Source organism: Pseudomonas sp. QD4 (assembly GCF_049199125.1).
Classification (GTDB): domain Bacteria; phylum Pseudomonadota; class Gammaproteobacteria; order Pseudomonadales; family Pseudomonadaceae; genus Aquipseudomonas.
In genome coordinates this window covers 1,691,272-1,713,462 of sequence record NZ_JBLZOM010000001.1, presented here as the reverse complement: position 1 = coordinate 1,713,462, position 22,191 = coordinate 1,691,272, and the positions used below count along the sequence as shown (strand labels likewise).

General features: G+C 62.1%; 21 protein-coding genes. 14 read left to right on the top strand and 7 right to left on the bottom strand.

Annotated features, from left to right (window positions below):
- Window positions 1-121 precede the first annotated feature (121 nt).
- The 4 genes from ACOZJV_RS07395 to ACOZJV_RS07380 all read right to left on the bottom strand — a co-directional run bounded on the left by ACOZJV_RS07395 (window position 122) and on the right by ACOZJV_RS07380 (window position 2,670).
- On the bottom strand, window positions 122-667 hold the full coding sequence (locus ACOZJV_RS07395) for an AAA family ATPase (protein ID WP_421547234.1): 546 nt from the start codon (window positions 665-667) through the stop codon (window positions 122-124).
- A 100-nt stretch (window positions 668-767) separates the two neighbouring features.
- Entirely contained in the window at window positions 768-1,214 is a 447-nt protein-coding gene (locus ACOZJV_RS07390; RefSeq protein WP_078472636.1) for an HIT family protein, read from the bottom strand.
- 111 nt (window positions 1,215-1,325) lie between these two features.
- Window positions 1,326-2,042 (bottom strand): lecithin retinol acyltransferase family protein, encoded by a 717-nt coding sequence (locus ACOZJV_RS07385; RefSeq protein ID WP_078472635.1) that lies wholly within the window; start codon window positions 2,040-2,042, stop codon window positions 1,326-1,328.
- Between the two features lie 187 nt (window positions 2,043-2,229).
- Window positions 2,230-2,670, bottom strand: a complete 441-nt coding sequence (locus ACOZJV_RS07380) for a hypothetical protein (RefSeq protein ID WP_421547233.1) — start codon at window positions 2,668-2,670, stop codon at window positions 2,230-2,232.
- A gap of 192 nt (window positions 2,671-2,862) precedes the next feature.
- Here ACOZJV_RS07380 and ACOZJV_RS07375 point away from each other — a divergent pair, with 192 nt between their 5' ends.
- On the top strand, window positions 2,863-3,792 hold the full coding sequence (locus tag ACOZJV_RS07375; protein WP_421547232.1) for a PoNe immunity protein domain-containing protein: 930 nt from the start codon (window positions 2,863-2,865) through the stop codon (window positions 3,790-3,792).
- Window positions 3,793-4,059: 267 nt separating this feature from the next.
- Here ACOZJV_RS07375 and ACOZJV_RS07370 read toward each other — a convergent pair whose 3' ends face one another.
- Both ACOZJV_RS07370 and ACOZJV_RS07365 read right to left on the bottom strand, forming a co-directional pair.
- Window positions 4,060-4,719, bottom strand: coding sequence for a hypothetical protein (locus ACOZJV_RS07370; RefSeq protein WP_421547231.1), 660 nt, complete (start codon window positions 4,717-4,719; stop codon window positions 4,060-4,062).
- A gap of 168 nt (window positions 4,720-4,887) precedes the next feature.
- The gene (locus ACOZJV_RS07365) at window positions 4,888-5,505 is read right to left on the bottom strand and encodes a LysE family translocator (protein WP_421547230.1); all 618 of its coding nucleotides are present in this window, start codon (window positions 5,503-5,505) and stop codon (window positions 4,888-4,890) included.
- Between the two features lie 64 nt (window positions 5,506-5,569).
- Between ACOZJV_RS07365 and ACOZJV_RS07360 the strand changes: the two genes are divergently transcribed.
- Window positions 5,570-6,487: a LysR family transcriptional regulator gene (locus ACOZJV_RS07360; RefSeq protein WP_421547229.1), complete on the top strand. Its 918-nt coding sequence runs from the start codon at window positions 5,570-5,572 to the stop codon at window positions 6,485-6,487.
- Window positions 6,488-6,629: 142 nt separating this feature from the next.
- Window positions 6,630-7,499, top strand: a complete 870-nt coding sequence (locus ACOZJV_RS07355) for an AraC family transcriptional regulator (protein ID WP_421547228.1) — start codon at window positions 6,630-6,632, stop codon at window positions 7,497-7,499.
- Window positions 7,500-7,637: 138 nt separating this feature from the next.
- On the opposite strand, the gene ACOZJV_RS07350 is transcribed toward ACOZJV_RS07355, so the two are convergent.
- Window positions 7,638-8,516, bottom strand: a complete 879-nt coding sequence (locus ACOZJV_RS07350; RefSeq protein WP_020298223.1) for a LysR family transcriptional regulator — start codon at window positions 8,514-8,516, stop codon at window positions 7,638-7,640.
- Between the two features lie 129 nt (window positions 8,517-8,645).
- Here ACOZJV_RS07350 and ACOZJV_RS07345 point away from each other — a divergent pair, with 129 nt between their 5' ends.
- The 11 genes from ACOZJV_RS07345 to ACOZJV_RS07295 all read left to right on the top strand — a co-directional run bounded on the left by ACOZJV_RS07345 (window position 8,646) and on the right by ACOZJV_RS07295 (window position 22,187).
- On the top strand, window positions 8,646-9,524 hold the full coding sequence (locus tag ACOZJV_RS07345) for a poly(aspartic acid) hydrolase (RefSeq protein ID WP_020298222.1): 879 nt from the start codon (window positions 8,646-8,648) through the stop codon (window positions 9,522-9,524).
- A gap of 126 nt (window positions 9,525-9,650) precedes the next feature.
- On the top strand, window positions 9,651-11,219 hold the full coding sequence (locus tag ACOZJV_RS07340; protein WP_421547227.1) for an ABC transporter substrate-binding protein: 1,569 nt from the start codon (window positions 9,651-9,653) through the stop codon (window positions 11,217-11,219).
- Window positions 11,220-11,230: 11 nt separating this feature from the next.
- A complete protein-coding gene (locus ACOZJV_RS07335; RefSeq protein WP_078472627.1) occupies window positions 11,231-12,172 on the top strand; it encodes an ABC transporter permease in 942 nt (313 codons plus the stop codon).
- Window positions 12,169-13,038 carry an ABC transporter permease gene (locus tag ACOZJV_RS07330; RefSeq protein WP_421547226.1) on the top strand — a complete coding sequence of 290 codons (870 nt, stop codon included), beginning with the start codon at window positions 12,169-12,171 and terminating at the stop codon, window positions 13,036-13,038. The genes ACOZJV_RS07335 and ACOZJV_RS07330 overlap by 4 nt, the downstream gene beginning before the upstream one ends.
- Before the next feature lie 2 nt (window positions 13,039-13,040).
- Window positions 13,041-14,672, top strand: a complete 1,632-nt coding sequence (locus ACOZJV_RS07325) for an ABC transporter ATP-binding protein (RefSeq protein ID WP_421547225.1) — start codon at window positions 13,041-13,043, stop codon at window positions 14,670-14,672.
- A 129-nt stretch (window positions 14,673-14,801) separates the two neighbouring features.
- Window positions 14,802-16,082, top strand: coding sequence for an OprD family porin (locus tag ACOZJV_RS07320; RefSeq protein WP_421547224.1), 1,281 nt, complete (start codon window positions 14,802-14,804; stop codon window positions 16,080-16,082).
- 67 nt (window positions 16,083-16,149) lie between these two features.
- Window positions 16,150-17,664, top strand: a complete 1,515-nt coding sequence (locus tag ACOZJV_RS07315; RefSeq protein ID WP_421547223.1) for a serine hydrolase domain-containing protein — start codon at window positions 16,150-16,152, stop codon at window positions 17,662-17,664.
- Complete coding sequence (locus ACOZJV_RS07310; RefSeq protein WP_421547222.1) at window positions 17,661-18,986, top strand: aminotransferase class III-fold pyridoxal phosphate-dependent enzyme; 1,326 nt, start codon at window positions 17,661-17,663, stop codon at window positions 18,984-18,986. The genes ACOZJV_RS07315 and ACOZJV_RS07310 overlap by 4 nt, the downstream gene beginning before the upstream one ends.
- Before the next feature lie 14 nt (window positions 18,987-19,000).
- Window positions 19,001-20,419 carry an aldehyde dehydrogenase family protein gene (locus ACOZJV_RS07305; RefSeq protein ID WP_421547221.1) on the top strand — a complete coding sequence of 473 codons (1,419 nt, stop codon included), beginning with the start codon at window positions 19,001-19,003 and terminating at the stop codon, window positions 20,417-20,419.
- Between the two features lie 299 nt (window positions 20,420-20,718).
- Window positions 20,719-21,225, top strand: a complete 507-nt coding sequence (locus tag ACOZJV_RS07300) for a sigma-70 family RNA polymerase sigma factor (protein WP_020298211.1) — start codon at window positions 20,719-20,721, stop codon at window positions 21,223-21,225.
- Window positions 21,222-22,187, top strand: a complete 966-nt coding sequence (locus ACOZJV_RS07295; protein WP_421547220.1) for a DUF4880 domain-containing protein — start codon at window positions 21,222-21,224, stop codon at window positions 22,185-22,187. The genes ACOZJV_RS07300 and ACOZJV_RS07295 overlap by 4 nt, the downstream gene beginning before the upstream one ends.
- The last annotated feature ends 4 nt before the right edge of the window (window positions 22,188-22,191 follow it).

Here is a 22,191-nt window from a genome sequence, read left to right as displayed (position 1 = left end):
TGCGTGGCCAAGTGCTATCACTGTTATGTCGGCCCGAGCGGGGTAAATCTTTAACCGTTTTTTGTGTACAACCCGTGCGGCACGCCTGCGGAACGGGTCCAGGCCCGGTACCCAGGGCGTTTCAGCGATTCGCGGTGGCCGTCGACGAGGCACGGCTGGGCAGGCCCGCCAGGTACTGGCGAATCTGCCGGGTACCCCGCAGGCGAACCACCGGAATGCCTGGGCCGATGGCCTGGCGCGCGGCTTCGATCCCGGGCCGTTGGCGCCGATCAAAATTCCACACGTAATTCAGAAAGCCCAGGAACTCCCGGTCCAGCTTCTCGCTGCAGCCCGCTGGAAGATCGGACCGCGGGCGGTTCAACAGGCTGCGCAACAGCACCCGACGCCAGCAGGTCAGGCGCGGCGTGTCGAGCCAGATGATCAGGTCGGCGCGGGGCAGCCGCAGGTCGAAGGTGCGTCGCGCATAGTTGCCTTCACACACCCAGGCGTCCGCCGCCACCGCCTGGCGGACCCGGGTGCGAAATGTCTCGGCATCCGGTTCGACCCAGCCGGCCTCCCAGAACAGCGTATCCAGGTGCACCACGGGAAGGCCCAGGCGCGCGCCCAATGTTCGCGCCAGGGTCGATTTGCCGCTGCCGGAGTTGCCCAAAATCAAGATGCGTTGCATGAGCCGGTCCTTGCTGCAAAAAAGCCGGCGATTGTAATCACCTTGGCGGGGCGGGTCACTGCGCCGTTCAGTCGGGCAGGGTGAGGGCCGAGCAGACTGCTCAGGCGCTTGGGTTCGACGCTTGCAGCAGGTGGGCGATTTGCTTGCGCAAGTCGCCGTGGGTTTCCTCGGCGTAGGGAATGGCGGTTTTCCAGTCGTAGAACCAGGCCGGCATCTTGCGCTTCTGTTCCGGCTCCGAGGCGTATCGGGGGAAAATATGGCAATGCAGTTCGGGCTCGGAGTTGCCGAGGATTTCATAGTTCATGCGCAGGGCGCCGGTGGCCGCCAACACCGCGTCCCCCATGCGCGCCATGTCCAGCAGATAGGCGGTGCGGGCCTCGATGCTCAGGTCGTTCAGGCTGGCGACGACCGGGTCGGGCAACAGCAGGCAATAGCCCGGCAGGAACTGCACATCGCCCATGACCGCCCAGCCCGAGGGCATCCGGCAAATGACTTTATCGTTGGCTCCATGGCGTGCGAGCGCTACACGTTGCGAGATCAGTGACATGCATCGTCCTTAATGAGGGGCACCTGGGGTGAGGGGGTGCTGCCCTCGGTGCGGGTTCTGAAAAAAGCCGCCTATTCAACCACCCAATTCGGCAGCGGGCACCGCCCGCGTTCAATCCACCAACCAATCCCAGAGTCGACCGGCCGCGTAGGCCGCGCCCGCCGCCAGCGCAATGGTTGCAACGGCCGGGGCGAGCGCCGCGCCGCTGGCAATGCCTGCTGCGCCAAGTCCTGTGGCAGCCAGGCCGGAAACGCCGCCCGTGCCGATCAGGCCGGTTGCGGTGCCTACAGCGCCCCTGGCCAGGGTTTGGCCGACCAGGGAGCGAGCAGCCTGATTGGCGATGGTTTTGCTCGCTTGCCCGGTAATCAGATTGCGCGCAGCGGCCGTTGTCCCCTTGGCGGCCAATGAGGTTACTGCCTGCTTCGCCGCATCCTCGGCGGCTTTGCGTGTAAACAGCTGCGAGGCCAGCGCCGCGCCGACACGCATGCTCGCGGCCTCGACCTGCGCGCTGCTGTGCAGGTCGGTGACGCACCAATTGGCAAAGTGCTCGCAGTTGTTGAACAGGATGTTGTACTGATCTTCACCCAGTCGGGAGCGCGCACGCCGGCAAATGGCGGGGCCGCTGAAATAGGTTTTCTTGTAGGTTCTGATCCGCGGTTTCTTGTCCTGGCAGAACGCCGCAAGGCTGGTGGACTCGATGCAGCCCTTGTCGATGCCCGAGGCCATGCCGGAATAATGGATTACACGCTTTCTACCGACGTAAATCCCGTGGTGGGTGTACACGCCTCGACCGACAACCAGATGGGTTCCAGTGGGGTAAGTATCCATGTAAGGCTCCACATTCAATGTTTGGCGTGAGGGTGTGGGACTGCATCGACGGCCTTTTTACCTGGCGGCACGCGGTGCAGTAAAGCGGTCTTTGGCAGATTCCGGGGCTGGGATCGTTCGCTGATCGGGGTTGGCGGCAGAAGGTCCATTGCTGTGTCGATACACGCGCTGGCCGCCAACGCCTGGGTCAGGTATTGGCCAAAAAGGCCTGTGCTTCGCCGGCCTCGCATTTCCAGTCGGCGAACACACCCACCAAGTGGCAGTTCGGGCAGTAGCAGCCGATGTAGTACCAGCGCACATCATTGCTTTGCGGGTAGAGCGCCACGGCTGACAGCAGATGGAACGCATCGCCGTCGCAGATGCACTCGTGGCTTTCCAACTCGGCCTCGCTGGCATAGAGCTCGCTGTCGCCCATCCAGTGTTCGGTACCGCACTGGGTGCAAGTGCGGCGGGCGGCACCGGCGTTTTCATCGCTGGCAAGGCGGAATGCCTGGCTGCCGCAGGGGCACGCCGCATGCCGGAAGCCAGTGGCCGGGTAGCGGTTGCGCGTGCTGTACCTGAGCACCTCGGCCTCGGTGTCGTGGGCGCTGGTGCCGTACCAGTACTTGCCCTTTTTTTGCACTGCCATGGATTGATCCTTATCTGGCCTGGCGCTGGAAAGTCGCTACCAGCGCGAACGGGGAGTATGAAAGGGCGGCGCGCAGGGGCTTGTCAACCAGGCCATGTCCCTGTCGCCTGGTGCGTGACCCGTGGACAGCGTGACTGATGCTTTGATAGCGTGCCGCCGGCCAATCGCAGCCACGTTTAGCAGGGAAGACCGGTGATCACGGACAAAAGACAAACATTCTTGAGCGCAGCACGCTTCGACAACTTCTTTATCAACTACCGCAAGAGCGTGTGCTTCTTTGAAGAAAACACCTTCCAGGCCGACTCCGAGGCCCAGGAAAAGTCCGTCAGGGCCCGCTATTTCCAAAAGCTGATCTTCAAGGAAATCCTCATCCGCTACACCGCGGGTGATGCCATCGAATCCTTGATCCCCTTGCTGGAAACCTTGGTCGACAGCTACGAAGGGCTGCAGCGGCAATTGGCGATTTATCAGGGCATCCCCAACATCACCCCGCTGACCATCGACGACTGGCTCGACCAGTACGAAGAGTGCGTCCAGGTCTTCAGCCTGTGCATCCTGCTGCACCGCACCGACCTGCTGCAGCGCTTTGTCGCCCTGATCGACCCCGCCGGTTACGCCGGCGACGACACCCTCTACGAAGACTTGCTGTGCAAGCTGCTGCCTGAGCGCTATGACGTCGATCGTTGGTATCACGACCTCTACACCCCGCTGGTCCAGGCCATTTATGAAGAAGACCCGACCCAGGCCGCCACGCTGTTGCAGCAATACTGCGACGCCTGGTACCCGGCGTTCGAGCAGGCGCCCTGGCACGACAGCCACCTGCAAGGGGATGAGGGCAGCTACTGCGGGTACTGGGCGCTGGAGGCGGCGGCGGTGGCGTTTCTGTATGGGATCGATGACGGCGCGATTGAGTCGATGGTCTATCCCCGGGACCTGGTGGCCTACGCCAGGGATGTTCGGCCAGTTGATGCGGGGCGGGTGGCGCCTTTGCCGGCGGGCCAGGCCTGTAGTCGGACGGGGTATTGGTTTGCGCCGCTGGAGACTGAGACGCGCGAGTATTTTGAGTCGGGGGAGGTGATGCCGCAGAGCGGTGGCGTTTGGTATTGGGTGGGGGAGGAATAGGGGGTGTGGATGACTGAGGTGAATCCACGGTCGAGATTTTTTCAGGGCGGCTAAGGGGGGCTCGGCGTGAGCTCGCTCTTGTGATTGGAGCGAGGCTGATTGCCGGGCACACCCGTTGGGTGCCCGCCGCCCTTTGTAGATGTAGCGTTTGAATAGGTGGTTTAGTCAGGGCGGATAAAATGCGTTACGGCTTGATCCACACCAACCCGGAAAGCCCCGCCGGGTGCTGTCCACCTCCGGCGAGGGCCCGATATGTTCCGCTGATCATCAGCACCCGGGCGCTTTGAGCTCCGAGCCGATGGTGACGGCAGTGACCGGCACGTTTTCAAAGGCCTTCTGCGCGATGGAGGCGTATTTCTGGTCGCAGTTGAAGCGCGTTTCCATCACGTAGTCATCGCCTTCGGCCTTGCGCATGTGAGACTCCCACTGGCCGGAGGCGTCAAGCGCTGCATCCGATACCAGGACCACCTCCAGCAGGACTTCTCTGAATCCGACGGCATGGGGGCCTTCCCAGTGGGCGTAGACCGAAGGATCTGCGGCATTGCCGCACATGCTCAGGCAGTCGGCGGAGAAGCTCAGGCCACCACCGGACGAGGCGGTAAATGCACCGACGGTGAGGGGTTTGCCTGGAGCGGGAGCGTAGGTGTCGACGAACTGGGTCAAGTCAGCCTGGCATTTTGGCGTCAGTTCCAGGCGCAGCTTGCTGACTTTGCCGCCTTCGACCGTGGCGGTGATGTCACAACCCTGGACTTTGAAATGGTGATCGTTGCCGTTGGACTCCCGGGGAATGCCGGCTACCGATTCAAAGTAACGCTGATTGGTGCCCAACATGTCGCCGGTAAAGACTTCGGCAACGGAAGCGGCATGGGCAGTGTTGAGCGACATGGCCAGTGTTGAGGCGAGAAGGCTGAATAGCACCTTATTCATTAGAGAGTCCTTTCAATGGGCGACCAGAACCCGTGGTCATCTTCAGGTGGGTTCGGGGGCGGGAGTGTAGCAGGCGGCGGTTTTGCAGTGATGAGTACATTCATGCTCACGACAGAGTGCCGTTAGTTGGGCAACAGGGCGTTGTCTCTGCTCAAGGGCCGAGGCCACTCAAGCGGAACGCTGAGTGATGGTCAGGAATATGCCGAAGCTCACAAGCAGGCCGCCAAACCCTCGGTCAATCCATTGCCGTGATGCCATCAACGTCTCGCGCATTTTTCCGCTTGAGAAGCACAGCGCGACCAGGCTGAACCAGGCTATGTGCGCACTCGCGATGAACAGACCGTATGCCACTTGCACCGTCATCGCGGTATCCGGTCGTACTACGCCCATGAACAGGCTGACGATGAAGATCGATGTTTTGGGGTTCAACGCGTTGGTGAGAAACCCCGTGCGCAGGGCGGCCAGATCCGAGATTGCCGGTGGCGGTACGTTTGGCTGTTCGCTCGCCGGCCCGGAACGGATCATCTTGATTCCCAGGTAGACCAGGTAAGCAGCACCCGCGAGCTTGAGCGCATTGAACAGCCAGGGCGTCTGCTGCAGGACCCACCCCAGCCCGAGCAGTGTGTAGCAAACGTGGACCAGAACCCCCGTGCCAATTCCCACTGCGGTCAGCAAGCCAGCCCGGCGAGACAGCAGCAATCCGTTGCGTGAAACCATGGCGAAGTCTGGCCCCGGGCTGATGCAGGCGAGTAAGGTAATGGTGATCACTGCTATCCATTCGCTCATGCTGAGCCCTTGCGTTGTTATGATGGAAAGCAATGTTTACAGATCATATTCCTGGGCACTAACGATGATTTCTGATGAAAATGATGACTCAAGCTCACGAATCGGTGAGGCGCGAATGCCTTCTCTGCTGGCATTGCGTTGCTTCGAGTCAGCCGGACGCTTCGAGAGCTTTGCCCGCGCCGCCCGCGAACTGCACCTGACGCCCGGCGCCATCAGCCGTGCCGTACGTGTGCTTGAAGAGGACCTGGGCGTTGATCTGTTCGAGCGCCGCAGCCGTAGGGTCTATTTGACGCACGCGGGAAAGCGCCTGGCGAACGCAGTGAGTGAGGGGCTCGGGATAATGAGCCAGGCAGTTCGCGAGATACGCACCGAAGCCCGGCGTACTCGGGTGCTTGTCCTGTCGTGCGAGCCAACGTTGTTGATGCGCTGGTTGATCCCTCGATGGAGCGACTTCCAACAAAGACATCAAGGGCAGGACATCCACCTGGTAGCCGGCGGTGGTTGTTTTTCGTTTGACCAGGGCATAGACCTGGCCATTCGCCGCGACGATTTTCCTCGGCCGCCCACCTACCATGCCGAGACACTGTTCACTGAAAGGGTTGGCCCTGTATGTCGGCCCGAAAAGGTCGGCCAATGGTTTGGCAAAGCCAGAAAGAGCCTGAGCCCCACGGCGCCATTGCTGCAGACCGCCAGCAGGCCTGACGCCTGGCAGGAGTGGGCCGGTGCAAGTGGACTCAGTCTTTGCGTGGCGCAGAGGCAGTCTTTCGAGCACTTCTATTTCAGCATCCAGGCGGCGGTCGCGGGCCTGGGGGTTGCCATCGGTCCGTGGCATCTGGTGCGCGATGATGTTCAGAGCGGTGTCTTGGCCGCACCGCTGGGATTTGTCGAGGATGGCTCGCGCTATTGCCTGTTCTCTCCCGCAGCGCTCAAGCAGGGCAGCCTGGAAATGGATCTGCTCAAATGGTTGCAGACAGTGGAATGAGGTGCGGCGTGCTTCAGCGACCCGCCGGCCAGACACAGGCATCACGGCCCAACCCCAAACGTAGCTTGAGCAAACGCGGCTAGGCGTGTTGATGCGGCGATAGACGACTCTATTGGCGACCGAACTTCCAGGAGCTTTTCCAGTGTCAGACATGCCGATCCATTTCGCTTACACAACACGCTTCAACGCCGTACTCGCCTACATTGACGCCAATCTTGAAGGTGACCTGTCGGTGAAGACGTTGAGCCAGGTGGCGAACTTTTCGGCGTTTCACTTCCATCGGCAATTCACCGCGTTCGTTGGCGTGCCTGTCTCACGTTATGTGCAACTGATGCGACTAAGGCGCGCGGCACATCGCCTGGCCGCCGCTGCGGATCACTCGGTACTGGAGGCCGCGCTTGGTGCCGGCTTTGAAAGTCCCGAGGCATTTTGCAGGGCGTTCAGAAGGGCGTTCGGTATGACGCCCAGCGCGTTCAGGAAGGAACCGAACTGGCAGGTCTGGAATGCGGTCTTAGCCATCCCTCACTTTTCTAGGACGATCATCATGCAAGTACGAATCGTAGATTTCCCTGAAGTCACAGTCGCAGCGCTTGAGCACTGCGGACCCGCCGGGCTGGTCAATGAGAGCGTGGGCAGGTTCATCAAATGGCGTATGCAGAGCGGACAGTCGCCGGTGGCATCGAGTCGCACCTTTGGCATTCCCTACAACAACCCCGATACGACACCTGCCCACGCATTCCGCTTCGCAATCTGCGGCGAGATTCACGAGGCCGTGGCGCCGAATGAGTTCGGCGTGCACGAAATGGTCATTCCGGCCGGTCGCTGCGTCGTGGTGCGACACACCGGGTCGCCGGATCACATCGGCGAAACGATCTATCCGATTTACCGCGATTGGCTCCCGGCCAGTGGCGAGGAACTGCGTGATCATCCGCTGTTCTTCCACTACCTGAGCGCCTACCCCGAGACACCTCAGGATCAATGGCAAACAGATGTGTACGTTCCGCTGCAATAGCGGAACAGGCGGCTTTTAACCCTGAACGGGCGTTGACGAATGTCTGTTCAGGGGCGAAAGGTGCTTGCTTGGCAAGTGCGGGACGTTCTTCCAGAGGGACAGGGGCGCAGTTCACGGCATGACCACACCAAGGAAGAATTACTGGGACACCGCCGACATCAGCAACTTGCGAATTTCCCCGGTAATCGCACTTTTGGTGCCTTGTTCCAATATCCCCACCCGGCGTACTGCCAGGTCGCCCGGCAATGGCAGCACCCGCAGGCTTGGGTCTTTGTGCCAGTCGAAATTTTTCAGCAGCGGCACAATCGCCACCCCGACTTGCTGGCGCACCAGATCGGCGATTCCGATGATCGAGTTCAGCTCCAGAATCTCCAGCGGTTCTACCGATTCACTCTTGATGATCGACTGCACCTTGCGACCCACTGCCGTGGACCTGTCGTAGCGAATAAACGGCTGGGTTCTCAGCAACTCCACCGCGTCGTTGATGCCGGCGGTCTGCGTGGCATTGGCGAGCATGACGATGGGTTCGTTGTAGAGCAGGGTCCAGCTCAAACCACTGAAGTTTTGCCGCGCAGTCTCGATCAGCAGCGCGGCGTCGAGTTTGGCGGCCTGCACCAGGTTGACCACTTCGTCGGAACGGGCGGTCATCAGGTTGACCGAGATCCGGGGGTGCAGTTTTTTCAGTTGCACCAGGCAATTGGCGAGCAGGCCCATGCCAGAGGTGATGCCGCCGATCGACACTTCGCCCTCCATGGCCTCGCCATCGGGGGCTTCGGCGATCATTTGTTCGTAGTCCGCCAGCAGGCGCTTGGCCTTGGGCAGCAATAACACGCCGTCGCGGCTCAGCTTGATCTGCCGCTGACTGCGGTCGAACAGCGGGCGGCGCATTTCTTCTTCGAGTGCGCGCATTTGTTGGCCGACGGCGGCGTTGGTCAGTGCCACGCGGTCGGCAGCGGCGGCAAAGCTGCCGTACTCGGCGACGGCGATAAACGTCTTGAAAAAGCGAATGTTGCTCATGGGTCAACTCGCAACCAGGGGTAGGGCGTGATCGTAAAGGTTTTGTTTGCTCAGGCTAAAGTTTAATTAGTTTTTCTTTTTATAGCGCCCGGCCAATACTCAAGTCCGAACTGACTCGGCGAACTTTCCATGAGCAATCCAGATACCCATCCAGACACCAACCCCATCGACGCGGCCTTGCGTGCGGCCAAAAACGTGTATCACCTCGGCGCTACCACGGTGTACTCGCACCACGAGGACAGCCGTTTTGCCTACACCCTCTATGTGCCTGAAACCATCGAAGACAGCTCCCGGCCAGTGGACCTGGTGGTGTCGCTGCACGGCTCGACCCGTGCGATGGAGATTTATCGCAATGGCTTCGCGGAGTTTGGCCGCTGGAACGATTGTGTGATCCTGTCGCCGCTGTTCCCGGTCGGCGTGCTGGGTGACAGCAATGGCGATGGCTACAAGCAACTGGTCGAGGGCGATATCCGTTACGACCAGGTGTTGCTCGACATGATCGCCAGCGTCGGCAAGCGCTACGGGCGGCGCTTCGATACCTTTGCGCTGTTCGGCTATTCCGGCGGCGGGCAATTCACCCACCGGTTCTGCTACCTGCACCCGGAGAAACTCTGGGCGGCGTCCATCGGTGCGCCGGGCTCGGTGACCTTGCTGGACGCCGAGCAGGACTGGTGGGTCGGCGTGCGGGACTTCGCGACGCGCTTTGGCAAACCGTTGAACCTGCAAGCCTTGCAGCAACTGCCGGTGCACATGGTGGTCGGCGATTCAGACCTCGAAACCTGGGAAATCACCCACCGCGAAGGGGGCAAGCACTACATGGCCGGTGCCAACGCGGCCGGACGCACGCGCCCGGAGCGCCTGGCCAGCTTGAAGGCGAGTTTCGAAGCCGCCGGCGTGCACGTGCACTTCGACCTGCTGCCCAACGTCGCTCATCAGGGCATCAAGGCCATGCCGGCTGCCCAGGACTTCTTCGCCAAGGTGTTGCGCCGCAAGCGCAGCCTTGGCTGATACACCGTTGGTAGATGCACTCAGAACAGGCCGTATAACAATAACCAAGGATTCACTCATTCTGATGCCGGTCCTGCCTTGGCCCTCGCCACTGACCGGAAAATTTCTTCAAGGAGTCTTTCTCCCGTGAATAGTTACGTAAAGACGGCCCTGGCCGTCGCGATGTCGGCGTGCACCTTTTCCATGGCCGTCGCGCAAGACAAGGTCATCAGCGTGGGTCTCAATGGTGATATCCGCAGCACCGACCCGGGCGTCAACCGTGACGACAATACCGATGCGGTGATGATGCATATCGTCGAAGGGTTGGTTGCGTATCGCGAAGACACCAGCATCGCGCCGATGCTGGCCAGTGCCGTCGCGATATCGCCAGATGGCCTGCGCTACACCTTCAGCCTGCGAGACGGCGTGCACTTCCAGAATGGCCAGCTGTTGACGGCCAAGGATGTGCAATGGACCTGGCAGCGCTACCTGGACCCCAAGACCCAATGGCGTTGCCTGGCGGAGTTCGACGGGCGTGGTGCTGCCAAGATTGTCGATGTCGCCACCCCTGACCCGAAAACCGTGGTGTTCACGCTGGACCAGGCCAACGGCTTGTTTCTCGCCGCGATGGCTCGCCCGGATTGCGCCGGCAGCGGCATCCTGCACCCGGACTCGCTGGCCGCCGATGGCAGTTGGCGTGCGCCGATTGGCACCGGGCCGTTCACCCTGGGCAAATGGCAGAAGGGCCAGTACGTCGAACTGGATCGCTTCAAGGAATACACGCCGCGTGCCGAGGCCGAGGCGGACGGGTACACCGGCAACAAGCAGGCGTTTGTCGACAAGGTGCGTTTCGAGGTGATCCCTGATTCGGCCTCGGCCAAGGCCGCACTGCTCTCGGGTGGCGTCGATCTGCTTCCGGACGTGACGGCGATGGACGCCGCGCAACTCAAGCAGGTCAAGAATCTGCAGATCCAGGTCAGCCCGATCATGACCATCAGCGGCCTGCTGTTTCAGACCCGTGACCCGTTGCTCAAGGACGTGCGCATTCGTCGCGCGGTGGCGTTGTCCCTGGATTACGCGCAGATGGTGGCGGCCTTGTCCGATGGCTTGTCGGTGGTCAACAACTCAGTCATCCCCACCGCCAGCCCGTACTACGACGACACCGCGCACCAGGGCTACAGCTACAACCTCGATGAGGCGCGGCGCCTGTTGAAAGAGGCCGGTTACGGCGGCGAAAAAATCCGCATGCTGGTCAACAAGCGCTACCCGCAGATGTTCGACATGGGTTTGCTCAGCCAGGCCATGACTCAGGCAGCGGGGCTGAATATCGAGATGGAAACCCTGGAGTGGGGCACGCAGCTGGAGCGCTACCAGACCGGCAGCTACCAGATGATGTCGTTCTCCTACTCGGGGCGTTTCGATGCGGCGCAGAGCTACGAATCAGTGATTGGCGACAAGCAGAAAGAGCCGCGCAAGGTCTGGGACAACCCCGAAGCCTTGGCGATATTGCGCGAGGCCCAGCGTGAAGTTGACCCCGCCAAGCGCCAGCCGCTGTTCGACAAGCTGCACACCTTGATGCTCAAGGATGTACCGATGGTGGTCATTTACAACGGCACCGCCATAGGCGCCATGGGCAAGCGCGTTGAAGGTTATCGCTCCTGGCCCGTTGCCAAACCGCGCCTGTGGGGCGTGAAGCTGGCCGACACTTCCAAGTAAGGCGTACCGCTATGTTTCGATTCATATTGCACAGGCTCGGCATGGCGGTGCCGACCCTGCTGTTGATCTCGGTAATTGTATTTGCCTTGATTCGCCTGATCCCCGGCGACCCGGCGTTGCTGATGCTGGGTGATATGGCCGACCCGCAAAGCCTCGCCGACATGCGCAGCAGCCTGGGGTTGGACCACTCGGTGGTGACCCAGTACCTGATCTGGATCAAATCGGTACTCAGTGGCGATCTCGGGATGTCCATCAGCAGCCGCCAGCCGGTAGTGGAGTTGCTGATCGAACGCTTCAGCGTCAGCGCCACAGTGGTGCTCGTCGCAGTGTTACTGGCGACCCTGCTCGCGGTGCCGGTGGGTTTGCTCGCGGCCTGGAAGCAAAACAGCGCGCTGGACTTGGGACTGGTGGCTACGGCGACCTTGCTGCTGTCGGTGCCGAGTTTTTGGTTGGGCTTGTTGTTGCTCTATGTGTTTGGCATTCAGCTCGGCTGGTTGCCGGTGATCGGTTACGTCGGCTTTGCCAGCGACCCGATGAAAGCGCTGACCTATGTGGTGCTGCCGATCATCACCCTGACCCTGGTGGAGTTCGGCGCGATTGCGCGGATGGCGCGGGCCAGCACCATCGAAGTGCTGCGCCTGGAGTACATCGCCCATGCGCGGGCCAAGGGGTTGTCGGAGGGAGCGGTGCTGTGGAAACACGCTCTGCGCAACGCGTTTGCGCCCACCTGGACCTTGATTGGCCTGATTCTCGGCAATTTGCTCGGCGGTATTGCGGTACTGGAAACCGTGTTCACCTTGCCCGGTATTGGCCGCCTGATGGTCGATTCGATCTTCTCCCGTGACTACCCGGTGCTGCAGGGTTGCCTGCTGCTGGTCACCTGCATCTACGTGTTGGTCAACCTGTTGGTGGATCTGTTGTATCCGCTGTTCGATCCAAGGGTGAAGCTATGAACCTCAAGACTCCTGCCTTGCCCACAGGGCTGGATGCCCAGCCGCGACGTGCCTGGCGTTACCCGCCGTTGAATGCGTTGATCGGCGGCAGCCTGCTCGCGGCACTGGTATTGCTGGCATTGCTCGGCGTGGTGTGGACACCTTTTGACCCGCTCAAGCTGGACCTGTTGTCGCGTCTGCACGCGCCCAATACTGTGCACTGGCTGGGCACCGATGAATTCGGCCGTGACGTGTTCAGCCGATTGATCATTGGTGCACGCACCAGCCTGTGGATCAGCCTGCTCTCGGTGAGCGTGGCGGTTATCTGCGGCACGGTAATCGGTATGCTTGCTGGCTACCTGCGTGGCTGGACCGACCGCGTGCTGATGATGCTCAACGATGCCCTGCTGGCGTTTCCGGGCATTCTCATGGCCCTGGGCATCATGGCAATCGTTGGTGCCAGCCAGTACGGCATCGTGCTCGCCCTGGGCATTGCCTATACCCCGTCAGTGGTGCGGGTGGTGCGAGGCAGTGTGTTGTCGTTGCGTGAGCTGGAGTTCATCGAGGCGTCTCGGGTGATCGGCAACTCCGAGCTGTACACCATGTTCCGCCATATCACCCCTAACTGCCTGGCGCCGCTGTGCGTGCTGGGCACCAGCATGTTCGGCTGGGCGTTGCTCTCGGAGAGTGCGCTGAGCTTCCTTGGCCTGGGCGTACCGCCGCCGGCCGCGACCTGGGGCAGCATGCTCTCGGCGAGCCGCACCTACATCTCGACGGCACCGTGGCTGGGGATCTTCCCGGGCATTTTTATCAGCCTGACGTTGCTGGCTATCAATCTGTTCGGCGATGCCTTGCGTGATCGTCTCGACCCGCGCATGAGGAAATGAGCATGAGCGTTCCAGTGCCATTACTGGCCGTTGAAAATCTACAGATTCGCGTCGGTGCGGACGGTCCGCTGGCCGTCGATGATTTCAGCTTCACCATGGCCCCTGGCGAGATCGTCGCGCTGGTCGGCGAATCGGGCAGCGGCAAGACCATGGCCGCACGCGCTGCCATTGGCTTGCTGCCGGCGCCGATGCAGGTGTGTGGTGGGCGCATCATGTTCCAGGGCGAACCGCTGGACAGCGGCAATGCCAAGGCGATGCGTGAAGTGCGCGGTGCGCGGATCGGCATGGTGTTCCAGGAACCAATGGTCTCGCTCAACCCCGCGCTGACGATTGGCCGGCAGATGAGCGAGGCGCTCAAACTGCATACCACACTGGATGCGGCGACGATCCGCGAGCGCTGCAGCGCCATGCTGCAACGCATCGGGATCAAGGATGCCGAGAAATGCCTGGGGTCCTACCCGCATCAGTTCTCCGGCGGCATGCGCCAACGCATCATGCTGGCCTCGGTGATGTTGCTGCGTCCGGCGCTGCTGATCGCCGACGAGCCCACCACGGCGCTCGATTGCCTGGCACAACTGGACGTGATCGAGTTGATGCTGGAGCTGACGCGCGAGCAAGGCACGGCGATTTTGTTCATCAGCCACGACTTGTCCCTGGTGGCGCGTTATGCCCACAAGGTGGTGGTGATGCGTGCAGGCAAGGCGGTGGAGCAGGGCCGTATCGAAGACATCCTGTTCGCGCCGAAGGCCGACTACACCCGGCAGTTGCTTGAAGCGCTGCCACGGCGCGGCGAGCTGGTGCCATTGCCGGCCGCCGACCACGCGTTGTTGCAGGTCCGGGATGTGTGCATCGAACACCCGGGGCCGCGCAGTTTCTGGGGCCGCAGCGTGCCCAAGCGCGTGGTGCATTCGGTGAACCTGAGCATCGCACCGGGCGAGACCTTGGCCCTGGTCGGTGGCAGCGGTTCGGGTAAAACCACCCTTGGGCGGGCAGTGGTCGGGTTGGTCACGCCCTGCGCCGGGGCCATCCTGTTCCAGGGCGTGGATATCCTCAAGGCCGCCAACCGGGCACACCGCCTGCAATGCCAGATGATATTCCAGGACCCGTATTCGTCCCTGGATCCGCGCATGACCGTCGGCCAGATCATTGCCGAGCCGCTGCGCCATGAGCCGGGGCTGACGGCCGCGCAAAAACGCCAGCGGGTCACCGAGGCCCTGGTCGACGTCGGCCTGCCCGAGCAGTTCCGTGAGCGCTTTGCCCATCAACTCTCCGGTGGCCAGCGCCAGCGCGTGGCGATTGGCCGGGCGCTGGTCAGGCGACCCAAGCTGGTGATTGCCGACGAGCCGATTTCGGCACTGGACATGACCATTCAAAAACAGATTCTTGAGTTGTTCGAGCGCTTGCAACGCCAGTACGGGTTCGCCTGCCTGTTCATCTCCCACGACCTGTCGGCCGTGGAGCGCATCGCTCATCGCGTGGCGGTGATGAACCAGGGCGAAGTGGTTGAGATGGGGCCGCGCGACACCCTTTTCGACAGCCCGCAACATCCCTATACCCGGCGGCTGCTCGCAGCGGCCAGCCCCTTGGAGAAACGTGCGGATGGCAGTTACCGCCTCCGCGCCGGTGTGATTTAGGTACTGCTGCACCCCAGGCCATGTTTTGAAACCCAAACCTTCGTCAATCGGTGATTGGCGAAGCGGGCGAAGCCATGGCCGAAGAAAACAAAAACAACCCCACTCAACCTGTCTGCCAGGAACCTCCACATGAATAACCGCATCAACAAAGTTGTCACCAGTGCCAGCGTCATGGGCGTCGGTTTCATGCCCTTGTTTGCCCAGGCCGACTTTGTCGCCGACAGCAAGGCCTCGCTTGAATTGAAGAACTATTACTTCAACCGCGACTACCGCGAGTCCAGCGGGCAGAACAAGCGCGCCGAATGGGCGCAGGGGTTTATTCTCAACCTCGAATCGGGCTTTACCGACGGTACGCTGGGGTTTGGCCTGGACGCGGTGGGCATGCTGGGCGTGAAACTCGACTCGAGCCCGGATAACTCCGGCACCGGGCTGCTGGCGCGCTCCAGCGTGGCCGAGCCGGGCTCTCCCAGCTACGCACGCCGCGCCCATGACAATTACTCCAAACTCGGCATCACCGGTAAGGCGCGCATGGCCCAGAGCGAGCTGCGAGTGGGCTACATGGTGCCGGACCTGCCGACCCTGCAACCCAACCTCAGCCGTCTGTTCCCCCAGAGTTTCAGTGGCACCGCGCTCACCTCCAAAGACATCGACAAGCTGACCCTGACCGTGGGCCAACTGGACCAGGTCAAGCAGCGCGACTCGACCCACTACGAGGACATGGGTCTTACCAGCCAGTACGGTGCCTACAAAAGCAGCGCCAAAAGTGATGAGTTCCGCTACGCCGGCGGCGAGTACAAGCTCACGCCAACCACGCTCGTGACCTATCAGTACGCGCAACTGGAAAGCCTCTACCAACAGCACTACCTGGGCTTGAAAAACAGCTTCAAGTGGGGCCCCGGTACGTTCAAGACCGACATCCGTTACTTCAACGCCAGTGAAGACGCTGCGGGCCTGGCCGGCAAGGTGGATAACCGTGCGTTGAGTACCCGTATCGGCTACAGCCTCTATGGCCACAACCTCAGCGGCGGTTACCAGGCACAGTACGGCTCGACGCCGTTCACCTACGTGGACGGCACTAACACCTACCTGTTCACCGAGTACCAACTGGCCAACTTCTCCCAGACCGGCGAGCGCGTGTGGCATGCCCGCTATGACTATGACTTTGCCTCGCTGGGCCTGCCGGGCCTGCTGTTCTCGACGCGTTACGCCAAGGGCGACAACGCCAAGGTCATCGGCTTCAAGGGCGAAGGGCGCGAGTGGGAGCGCGATTTCAGCCTCGGCTACGTGGTGCAAAGCGGCACGTTCAAGGATGTGTCTGTGCGTTGGCAGAACGCCAGCGCCACCAGCAACTTCACCCGTGACACCAACGAGAACCGAGTGATCCTGGGTTACACCGTGGCGCTCTGGTAGCAGTAACGGCGGGCAGCCGGGTCAGCCTGTTGCCCGCCAAGGCAGTGGAAATGAGGGGATAGATCAGATGACGAGTTTGCCGTTGCGGCGGGCACTGCCCAGCCACCAGCGCGTATCGGCGCGTGGCGTGAGCGATTTCATTGAGGCGGTGAACGCTGCGGGCCTGGAGCTCCACAGTTTCATGCTGTACCGCGACGGTGCGGTGGTGGCCGAAGCGTTTTGGGCGCCGTATCGCGCCGAACGCTTGCATGTTCAGCATTCAGTCACCAAGAGCTGGGTATCCATGGCCATCGGGCTGTTGGTGGATGACGGCGTGCTGTCGCTGGAGGCCAAGGTGGTGGATTTTTTTGCCGCAGATTGCCCGTCACCGATCAGCGCCAATCTGGCAGCCATGACCGTGCGCGATTTGCTGACCATGCGCACCGGCCATCGCCAGGGCATTTCCGGCGGGGCCTGGCGTGGGCGCAGTGAAAGCTGGGTCAAGCTGTTCCTCGATGAACCGGTTGAAGACCCACCGGGGCAGCAGTTTATCTACAGCAGTGCCTCGAGTTTCATGCTCTCGGCGATTGTCAGCGTGGTCAGCGGCCAGACGGCCTTTGAGTTGTGCAACGCACGTATTTTCCAACCCATGGCCATGGGGACCATCAAATGGGACCTGGCACCTGGCGGCTTCAACACGGGCGGCAATGGCCTGAGTTGCAGCACCGAGGACTTGCTCAAGTTCGGTGTGCTGCATTTGCAACAAGGCCACTGGGAAGGGCAGCAGTTGCTGTCACGGGAGTGGGTGGCCGAAGCCACCCGTGGGCATGTCGATGATGTATGGATGGGCGCCTTCGACGGCAAGCGCTACCAGGGCCGCGACTCGAGCGACGCCGGTGTCACGCGCCGTGAAGGCTACGGCTACCAGTGGTGGATGACCCTGCACGGTGGTTACTACGCCTCCGGGGTATTTGGCCAGCAGTGCATCGTCTTGCCACGCCACAACGCGGTGATTGCGTTTACCGCCGGGCTGCCCTTGGGCGAGCGGCGCTTGCACAGCCTGCTCTGGGAACACCTGTTGCCGGCGCTGGGCGTGCCCGCCGACGGCGCGGCGGATGCCGATTTGGCGGCGTTGTTGGCAAGCCAGCGGCGGCCGTCCCTTTCAGGGGCGTCGACTTCGCCGCGTCATGCCGAGTTCAACGGCACATTTGTGATGGAGGCCAACGACGATCACGTCAGCGAAATACGCTTGGTGCTGGGTACTGACCATTGCGACTTCTACCTCACCGACCCCCGTGGCACCCACTGCATTCGCGCCGGCCTGGCCGACGGCATCGAAAGCCAGACCAGCATGACCGGCCATTATTTGCATCACCAATACCAGCCCGAGCTCACCCCGGTGGTGGCGCAGGCGCGCTGGACCGACGACGGGGCATTGAGCATGACCTGGCAGTTTGTCGAGATGGCGTTTTGTGACCGTGTCAGCTGCCGTATCGAGCGCGGCATGTTGTACGTGGACCGCAGCGTCAACGTTAACGCAGGCCCGTTGCAGCGCCCGACGCTGACCGGCCATCCAAGAACCGCTTTGCAGGAGTCGCTATGAACGATATTTCCAACCCGACAGGTGCCGAGTGTGGCGCGTTCTGGGCACCGTTTACCCCGATGCGCCAGTTCCAACAGCAACCGATGATGTTCGTCAGTGCTGACGGCATGTACTACACCACCACCGATGGGCGTCGTGTACTCGATGCAATGGCCGGGCTCTGGTGCGTCAATGCCGGACATGGTCAGCCGAAAATCGTCGAGGCCATTCGCGAGGCGGCGGGGCGCCTGGACTTTGTTTCGTCATTCAAGATGAGCCACCCCCACGCCCTGGAGATGGCCGAGCGCCTGATCGACATCAGCCCGGCCGGCATGCAACAGGTGTTTTTTACCAACTCAGGTTCCGAGGCTGTCGACACCGCGTTGAAGATTGCCCGGGCCTATCACCAGGCCCGCGGCGACAGCCGCCGTACCAAGTTTATCGGGCGTGCCAAGGGCTATCACGGCATGGGTTTCGGCGGGCTGTCGGTGTCGGGTATCGGCCGGCAGAAGCGTGACTTCGGTCCGTTGCTGGGCGAGGTGTCACACCTGCCGCTGCCTTACGACGCGAGTATGCGTTTCAGCGCGGGGCAACCGCAGCAGGGCGTCCATTACGCCGACGCGCTGACCCAACTGTTGGACATTCAGGATCCGAGCACTGTGGCCGCCGTGATCGTCGAACCGGTGACCGGCTCCGGCGGGGTGTACCCGCCGCCCCAGGGCTATCTGCAACGCTTGCGCGAGATCTGCAGCCGGCACGGCGTGCTGCTGATTTTCGACGAAGTGATCACCGGTTTTGGCCGCGTCGGCGAAAGCTTCGCCGCCCAGGCATTGGGCGTAACGCCAGACCTGATCACCACCGCCAAAGGCCTGACCAACGGCGCCGTGCCCATGGGCGGCGTGCTGGTCAGCGGTGCGGTATACGAAGCGTTCATGGCCGGGCCGGCGAATGTCATCGAGCTGATGCACGGCTATACCTATTCGGCGCATCCGCTGGCGTGTGCGGCCGGGTTGGCGACCATCGAGGTGCATCGCGAACTGGGCATCAATCAACACGTCAGCGCGGTCAGCGGGCTCTGGCAGTCGGCCGCGCTGGCGCTGCGGGGTGTGGGGCCGGTGCTGGACGTACGCACCATCGGTTTGCTGTGCGCCGTCGAACTCGAGCCGCGCCCCGGTGCCGCCGGCGCGCGTGGCAGTGACGTTGCGCAGTGGTGCTTTGAGCACGGCGTGCTGGTGCGCGGTTCGGGTGACACCATCGTGATTTCACCGCCGTTGGTGATCAGCCAGCAGGAGATCGCCCAGGTGTTCGACACCTTGGCGGCTGCCTTGAATCAGGTGGCCTGAAGGGAGTCGAGGGTATGTCCGATTTGTTTGAGTTCTACATTGACGGCGCCTGGGTCAAACCCCACGGCGAAACCGTCGAGACGGTGATCAATCCGTCCACCGAGCAAGGGGTTGCGCGCATCATCCTGGGCGACGCGCACGATGTAGACCGTGCGCTCGGAGCGGCCCGGCGGGCTTTTCCGGCGTTCGCCGCGAGTTCGCTCGAGGCACGTATCGACTTGCTGCAGCGCATCATCGAAGCCTACAAACGCCACAGCGAGGCGTTGATCGAGGCGGTTCATCTGGAGATGGGCGCGCCGCTGTCCCTGGCCCGAAGCGCTCATGTCCCGGCAGGCCTGGGCCACCTGGCGCAGGCGCTGGAAGTGCTGCGCGAGTACCGCTTCGAACGGCGCCTGGGCCAGACGCTGGTGGTGCGTGAGCCTATCGGCGTGTGCGCCCTGATCACCCCCTGGAACTGGCCCCTCAATCAACTCACCTGCAAGCTCGCACCCGCCCTGGCAGTGGGCTGCACCGTCGTACTCAAGCCCAGTGAGTGTGCGCCGTTGTCAGCGCATATCGTCGCGCAAATCCTGCATGAGGCCGGGGTGCCGAAGGGGGTGTTCAACCTGGTCCACGGCAATGGGCCGGGGGTTGGCGCTGCGCTGGCCAGCCATGCCGAGGTGGATATGGTGTCGTTTACCGGCTCGACCCGCGCCGGCATCGCCGTGGCCAAGGCGGCGGCCGATACAGTGAAGCGAGTGTCCCAGGAACTGGGCGGCAAATCGGCAAATATCCTGCTCGACGACGCCTACCTGCCTAGCGCGGTGCGCCACGGGGTACAGGCCTGTATCCGCAACAGCGGCCAGTCGTGCAATGCGCCAACACGCCTGCTGGTACCGCGCGCGCAGCAACCGGCGGTGATTGATATCGTCCGGGAAGTGCTGGCCCAGGTGTGCTTCGACGACAGTCACCCGACCTCCGCCATCGGTCCCGTGGCCAATGCCCTGCAATTCGAACGGGTACAGGCCATGATCGCCCAGGCCATCGCCGAGGGTTCGCGCTTGATCGCCGGAGGGTTGGGACGACCACAAGGGGTGGAGCGTGGCTACTACGTGCAGCCGACGGTATTTGCCGACGTCATCCCGGACATGCTGGTGGCCCGGGAAGAAATCTTCGGCCCGGTCCTGGCAATCATGCCGTACGACAGTGAAGCCGAGGCAATAGCCATCGCCAACGACAGCCCTTATGGCTTGTCAGGCTACGTCACCTCTACCAGCCTCGAACGCAGCCGCGGGGTTGCGCGGCAATTGCGCACCGGCATGGTCCATCTCAATGGCGCCCGCGCCGACCAGGCCGCGCCGTTTGGCGGCTATAAGCAGTCGGGTAACGGGCGTGAGTGGGGGGAGTTGGGGTTTGACGAGTACCTGGAGAACAAGTCGCTGTTTGGCTATTGACGGTTTCAGAGGGGCGCTGCGGGGCGACAGTTAAATCAGCCGGAATTGCCGTGTTGATGATGAGTGGATCGGATCATTGCCGGCTCGACCTGGTCACGAAAATGACTAAGCGTGAGGCAGGCAATGGTGGCGGCATTTCCCACTCATCATCAGCCCCCGCGAGCCTTGAGCTCCGAGCCGAGGGTGACGGCAGTGAGCGGCACCTTTTCAACGGCGGGCAGGGCTTTGTTTCAGCGCTCTATACAATCCCCACCCGCAAACCATAAAATGAGAAGCATTATCATTAATGCGAATCTCCCATGCACGACAACAGCCTTTTCTCCCCCGTCGCCCAGTTGTATGTGAACCATCACGGCTGGCTGCGGGGGTGGTTGCATCGGCGGTTGGGGCACAGTGCCGATGCCGAGGATTTGGCTCACGACACCTTTATCCGCGTGTTGCGCTCCCAGGAGGATGTGCGTGAATTGCGCCAGCCCATGGCGTTCCTGGCGACCATTGCCAATGGCTTGCTGATCAATCGCTGGCGACGCCAGGCCATCGAGAAGGCGTATCTGGAGGCGTTGGCCGCACGGCCGGAGGCGTACGAGCCGTCGCCGGAAGAGCGGCATTTGATGATCGAGACCCTGTTGCAGCTCGATTCGTTGCTGGTGGGGTTGTCGATGCGGGTGCGGCAGATTTTCTTTTTGTCCCAGCTCGACGGTTTGACCTACCCGCAGATCGCCGCGCAGTTGAGCCTGACCGTCGCGCAGGTGCAGCGGGCCATGGGCAAGGCGTTCAGTGTCTGTTATGCGAGCCGTTTCGAATGAGTGAGGCGGTGGTTGATCCCCGGGTGCGCGATTGCGCCATCGATTGGATGGTGCGCATGCAATCCGGACTGATGGGCACTGCCGATCAACAGGCACTGGAGCAGTGGCGGCAGGCGAGTGCCGAACATGAATACGCCTGGCAGCGGGTCAGCAGTTTGCCGCTCATGTTGCAGCCGGGGGCGAATCTGCTGGGCGATGCCACGGCGCGCCAAGCGCTGGAGGCGGCCGGGGCCGATCCGCAGCGCCGCCGGCAAGTGCTCAAGTGCCTGCTGGCCCTGGGGCTGCTGGGCGGGGTTGGCTGGCAGGGGGCGGAGTCGACCCTGGTGCGGTCGGCGCTGGCGACCTGCCGCACCCGTATCGGCGAGCGGCGACGCTGGGCGCTGGCGGATGGTGGCGCGCTGTGGTTGAACACTGCCAGTGCGGTGAACCTGGAGTTGAGCGCAACGCAGCGCAGGGTGCAGTTGGTCGAGGGCGAAATGGCCCTGGCTATGCCGGCTGCGTCGGCTTCGCTGCAACTGCTGAGCGAGGACGCGGTGCTCTACAGCCATGGCGCCCATCTGCTGTTGCGCCAGGATCGGCAGGGCACCCAGGTCAGGGTGCTGCGCGGGTTGGTGCAGGTCAGTGCGCGCCATCATTCGGCGCCGGTGCCGCTGCACGCCGGTTGGCAAACCCGGGTCGACGGCCGGGGCGTCGCTACGCCAAGCCCCGTCGATACGGTCCTGGCGCAGGCCTGGCTGCGGGGCATCTTGCCTGCCGAGCGCATGCGTCTGGACCAGTTGCTGGCGGAGCTGTCGCGCTACCGCCCAGGCATTTTGCGTTGCCGTGCCGAGGTCGCGGCCTTGCGCGTGACCGGCAGTTTTCAACTGGACGACACCGATGCCGCACTGGCGTTGGTGGCCCTGGCGCTGCCGGTGCGTATCGAGCGCCGGACCCGTTATTGGGTGACGGTGGTGCCGGCCTGAAACT

Excerpts from the sequence above, each read along its gene's own strand:
- ACOZJV_RS07335 (WP_078472627.1), top strand. The coding sequence starts at position 11,231 with ATGTTTCGATTCATATTGCACAGGCTCGGCATGGCGGTGCCGACCCTG.
- ACOZJV_RS07330 (WP_421547226.1), top strand. The coding sequence starts at position 12,169 with ATGAACCTCAAGACTCCTGCCTTGCCCACAGGGCTGGATGCCCAGCCG.
- ACOZJV_RS07395 (WP_421547234.1), bottom strand. The coding sequence starts at position 667 with ATGCAACGCATCTTGATTTTGGGCAACTCCGGCAGCGGCAAATCGACC.
- ACOZJV_RS07315 (WP_421547223.1), top strand. The coding sequence starts at position 16,150 with ATGACGAGTTTGCCGTTGCGGCGGGCACTGCCCAGCCACCAGCGCGTA.
- ACOZJV_RS07310 (WP_421547222.1), top strand. The coding sequence starts at position 17,661 with ATGAACGATATTTCCAACCCGACAGGTGCCGAGTGTGGCGCGTTCTGG.
- ACOZJV_RS07300 (WP_020298211.1), top strand. The coding sequence starts at position 20,719 with ATGCACGACAACAGCCTTTTCTCCCCCGTCGCCCAGTTGTATGTGAAC.
- ACOZJV_RS07325 (WP_421547225.1), top strand. The coding sequence starts at position 13,041 with ATGAGCGTTCCAGTGCCATTACTGGCCGTTGAAAATCTACAGATTCGC.
- ACOZJV_RS07365 (WP_421547230.1), bottom strand. The coding sequence starts at position 5,505 with ATGAGCGAATGGATAGCAGTGATCACCATTACCTTACTCGCCTGCATC.
- ACOZJV_RS07295 (WP_421547220.1), top strand. The coding sequence starts at position 21,222 with ATGAGTGAGGCGGTGGTTGATCCCCGGGTGCGCGATTGCGCCATCGAT.
- ACOZJV_RS07345 (WP_020298222.1), top strand. The coding sequence starts at position 8,646 with ATGAGCAATCCAGATACCCATCCAGACACCAACCCCATCGACGCGGCC.
- ACOZJV_RS07350 (WP_020298223.1), bottom strand. The coding sequence starts at position 8,516 with ATGAGCAACATTCGCTTTTTCAAGACGTTTATCGCCGTCGCCGAGTAC.
- ACOZJV_RS07305 (WP_421547221.1), top strand. The coding sequence starts at position 19,001 with ATGTCCGATTTGTTTGAGTTCTACATTGACGGCGCCTGGGTCAAACCC.
- ACOZJV_RS07370 (WP_421547231.1), bottom strand. The coding sequence starts at position 4,719 with ATGAATAAGGTGCTATTCAGCCTTCTCGCCTCAACACTGGCCATGTCG.
- ACOZJV_RS07320 (WP_421547224.1), top strand. The coding sequence starts at position 14,802 with ATGAATAACCGCATCAACAAAGTTGTCACCAGTGCCAGCGTCATGGGC.
- ACOZJV_RS07390 (WP_078472636.1), bottom strand. The coding sequence starts at position 1,214 with ATGTCACTGATCTCGCAACGTGTAGCGCTCGCACGCCATGGAGCCAAC.
- ACOZJV_RS07380 (WP_421547233.1), bottom strand. The coding sequence starts at position 2,670 with ATGGCAGTGCAAAAAAAGGGCAAGTACTGGTACGGCACCAGCGCCCAC.
- ACOZJV_RS07360 (WP_421547229.1), top strand. The coding sequence starts at position 5,570 with ATGATTTCTGATGAAAATGATGACTCAAGCTCACGAATCGGTGAGGCG.
- ACOZJV_RS07385 (WP_078472635.1), bottom strand. The coding sequence starts at position 2,042 with ATGGATACTTACCCCACTGGAACCCATCTGGTTGTCGGTCGAGGCGTG.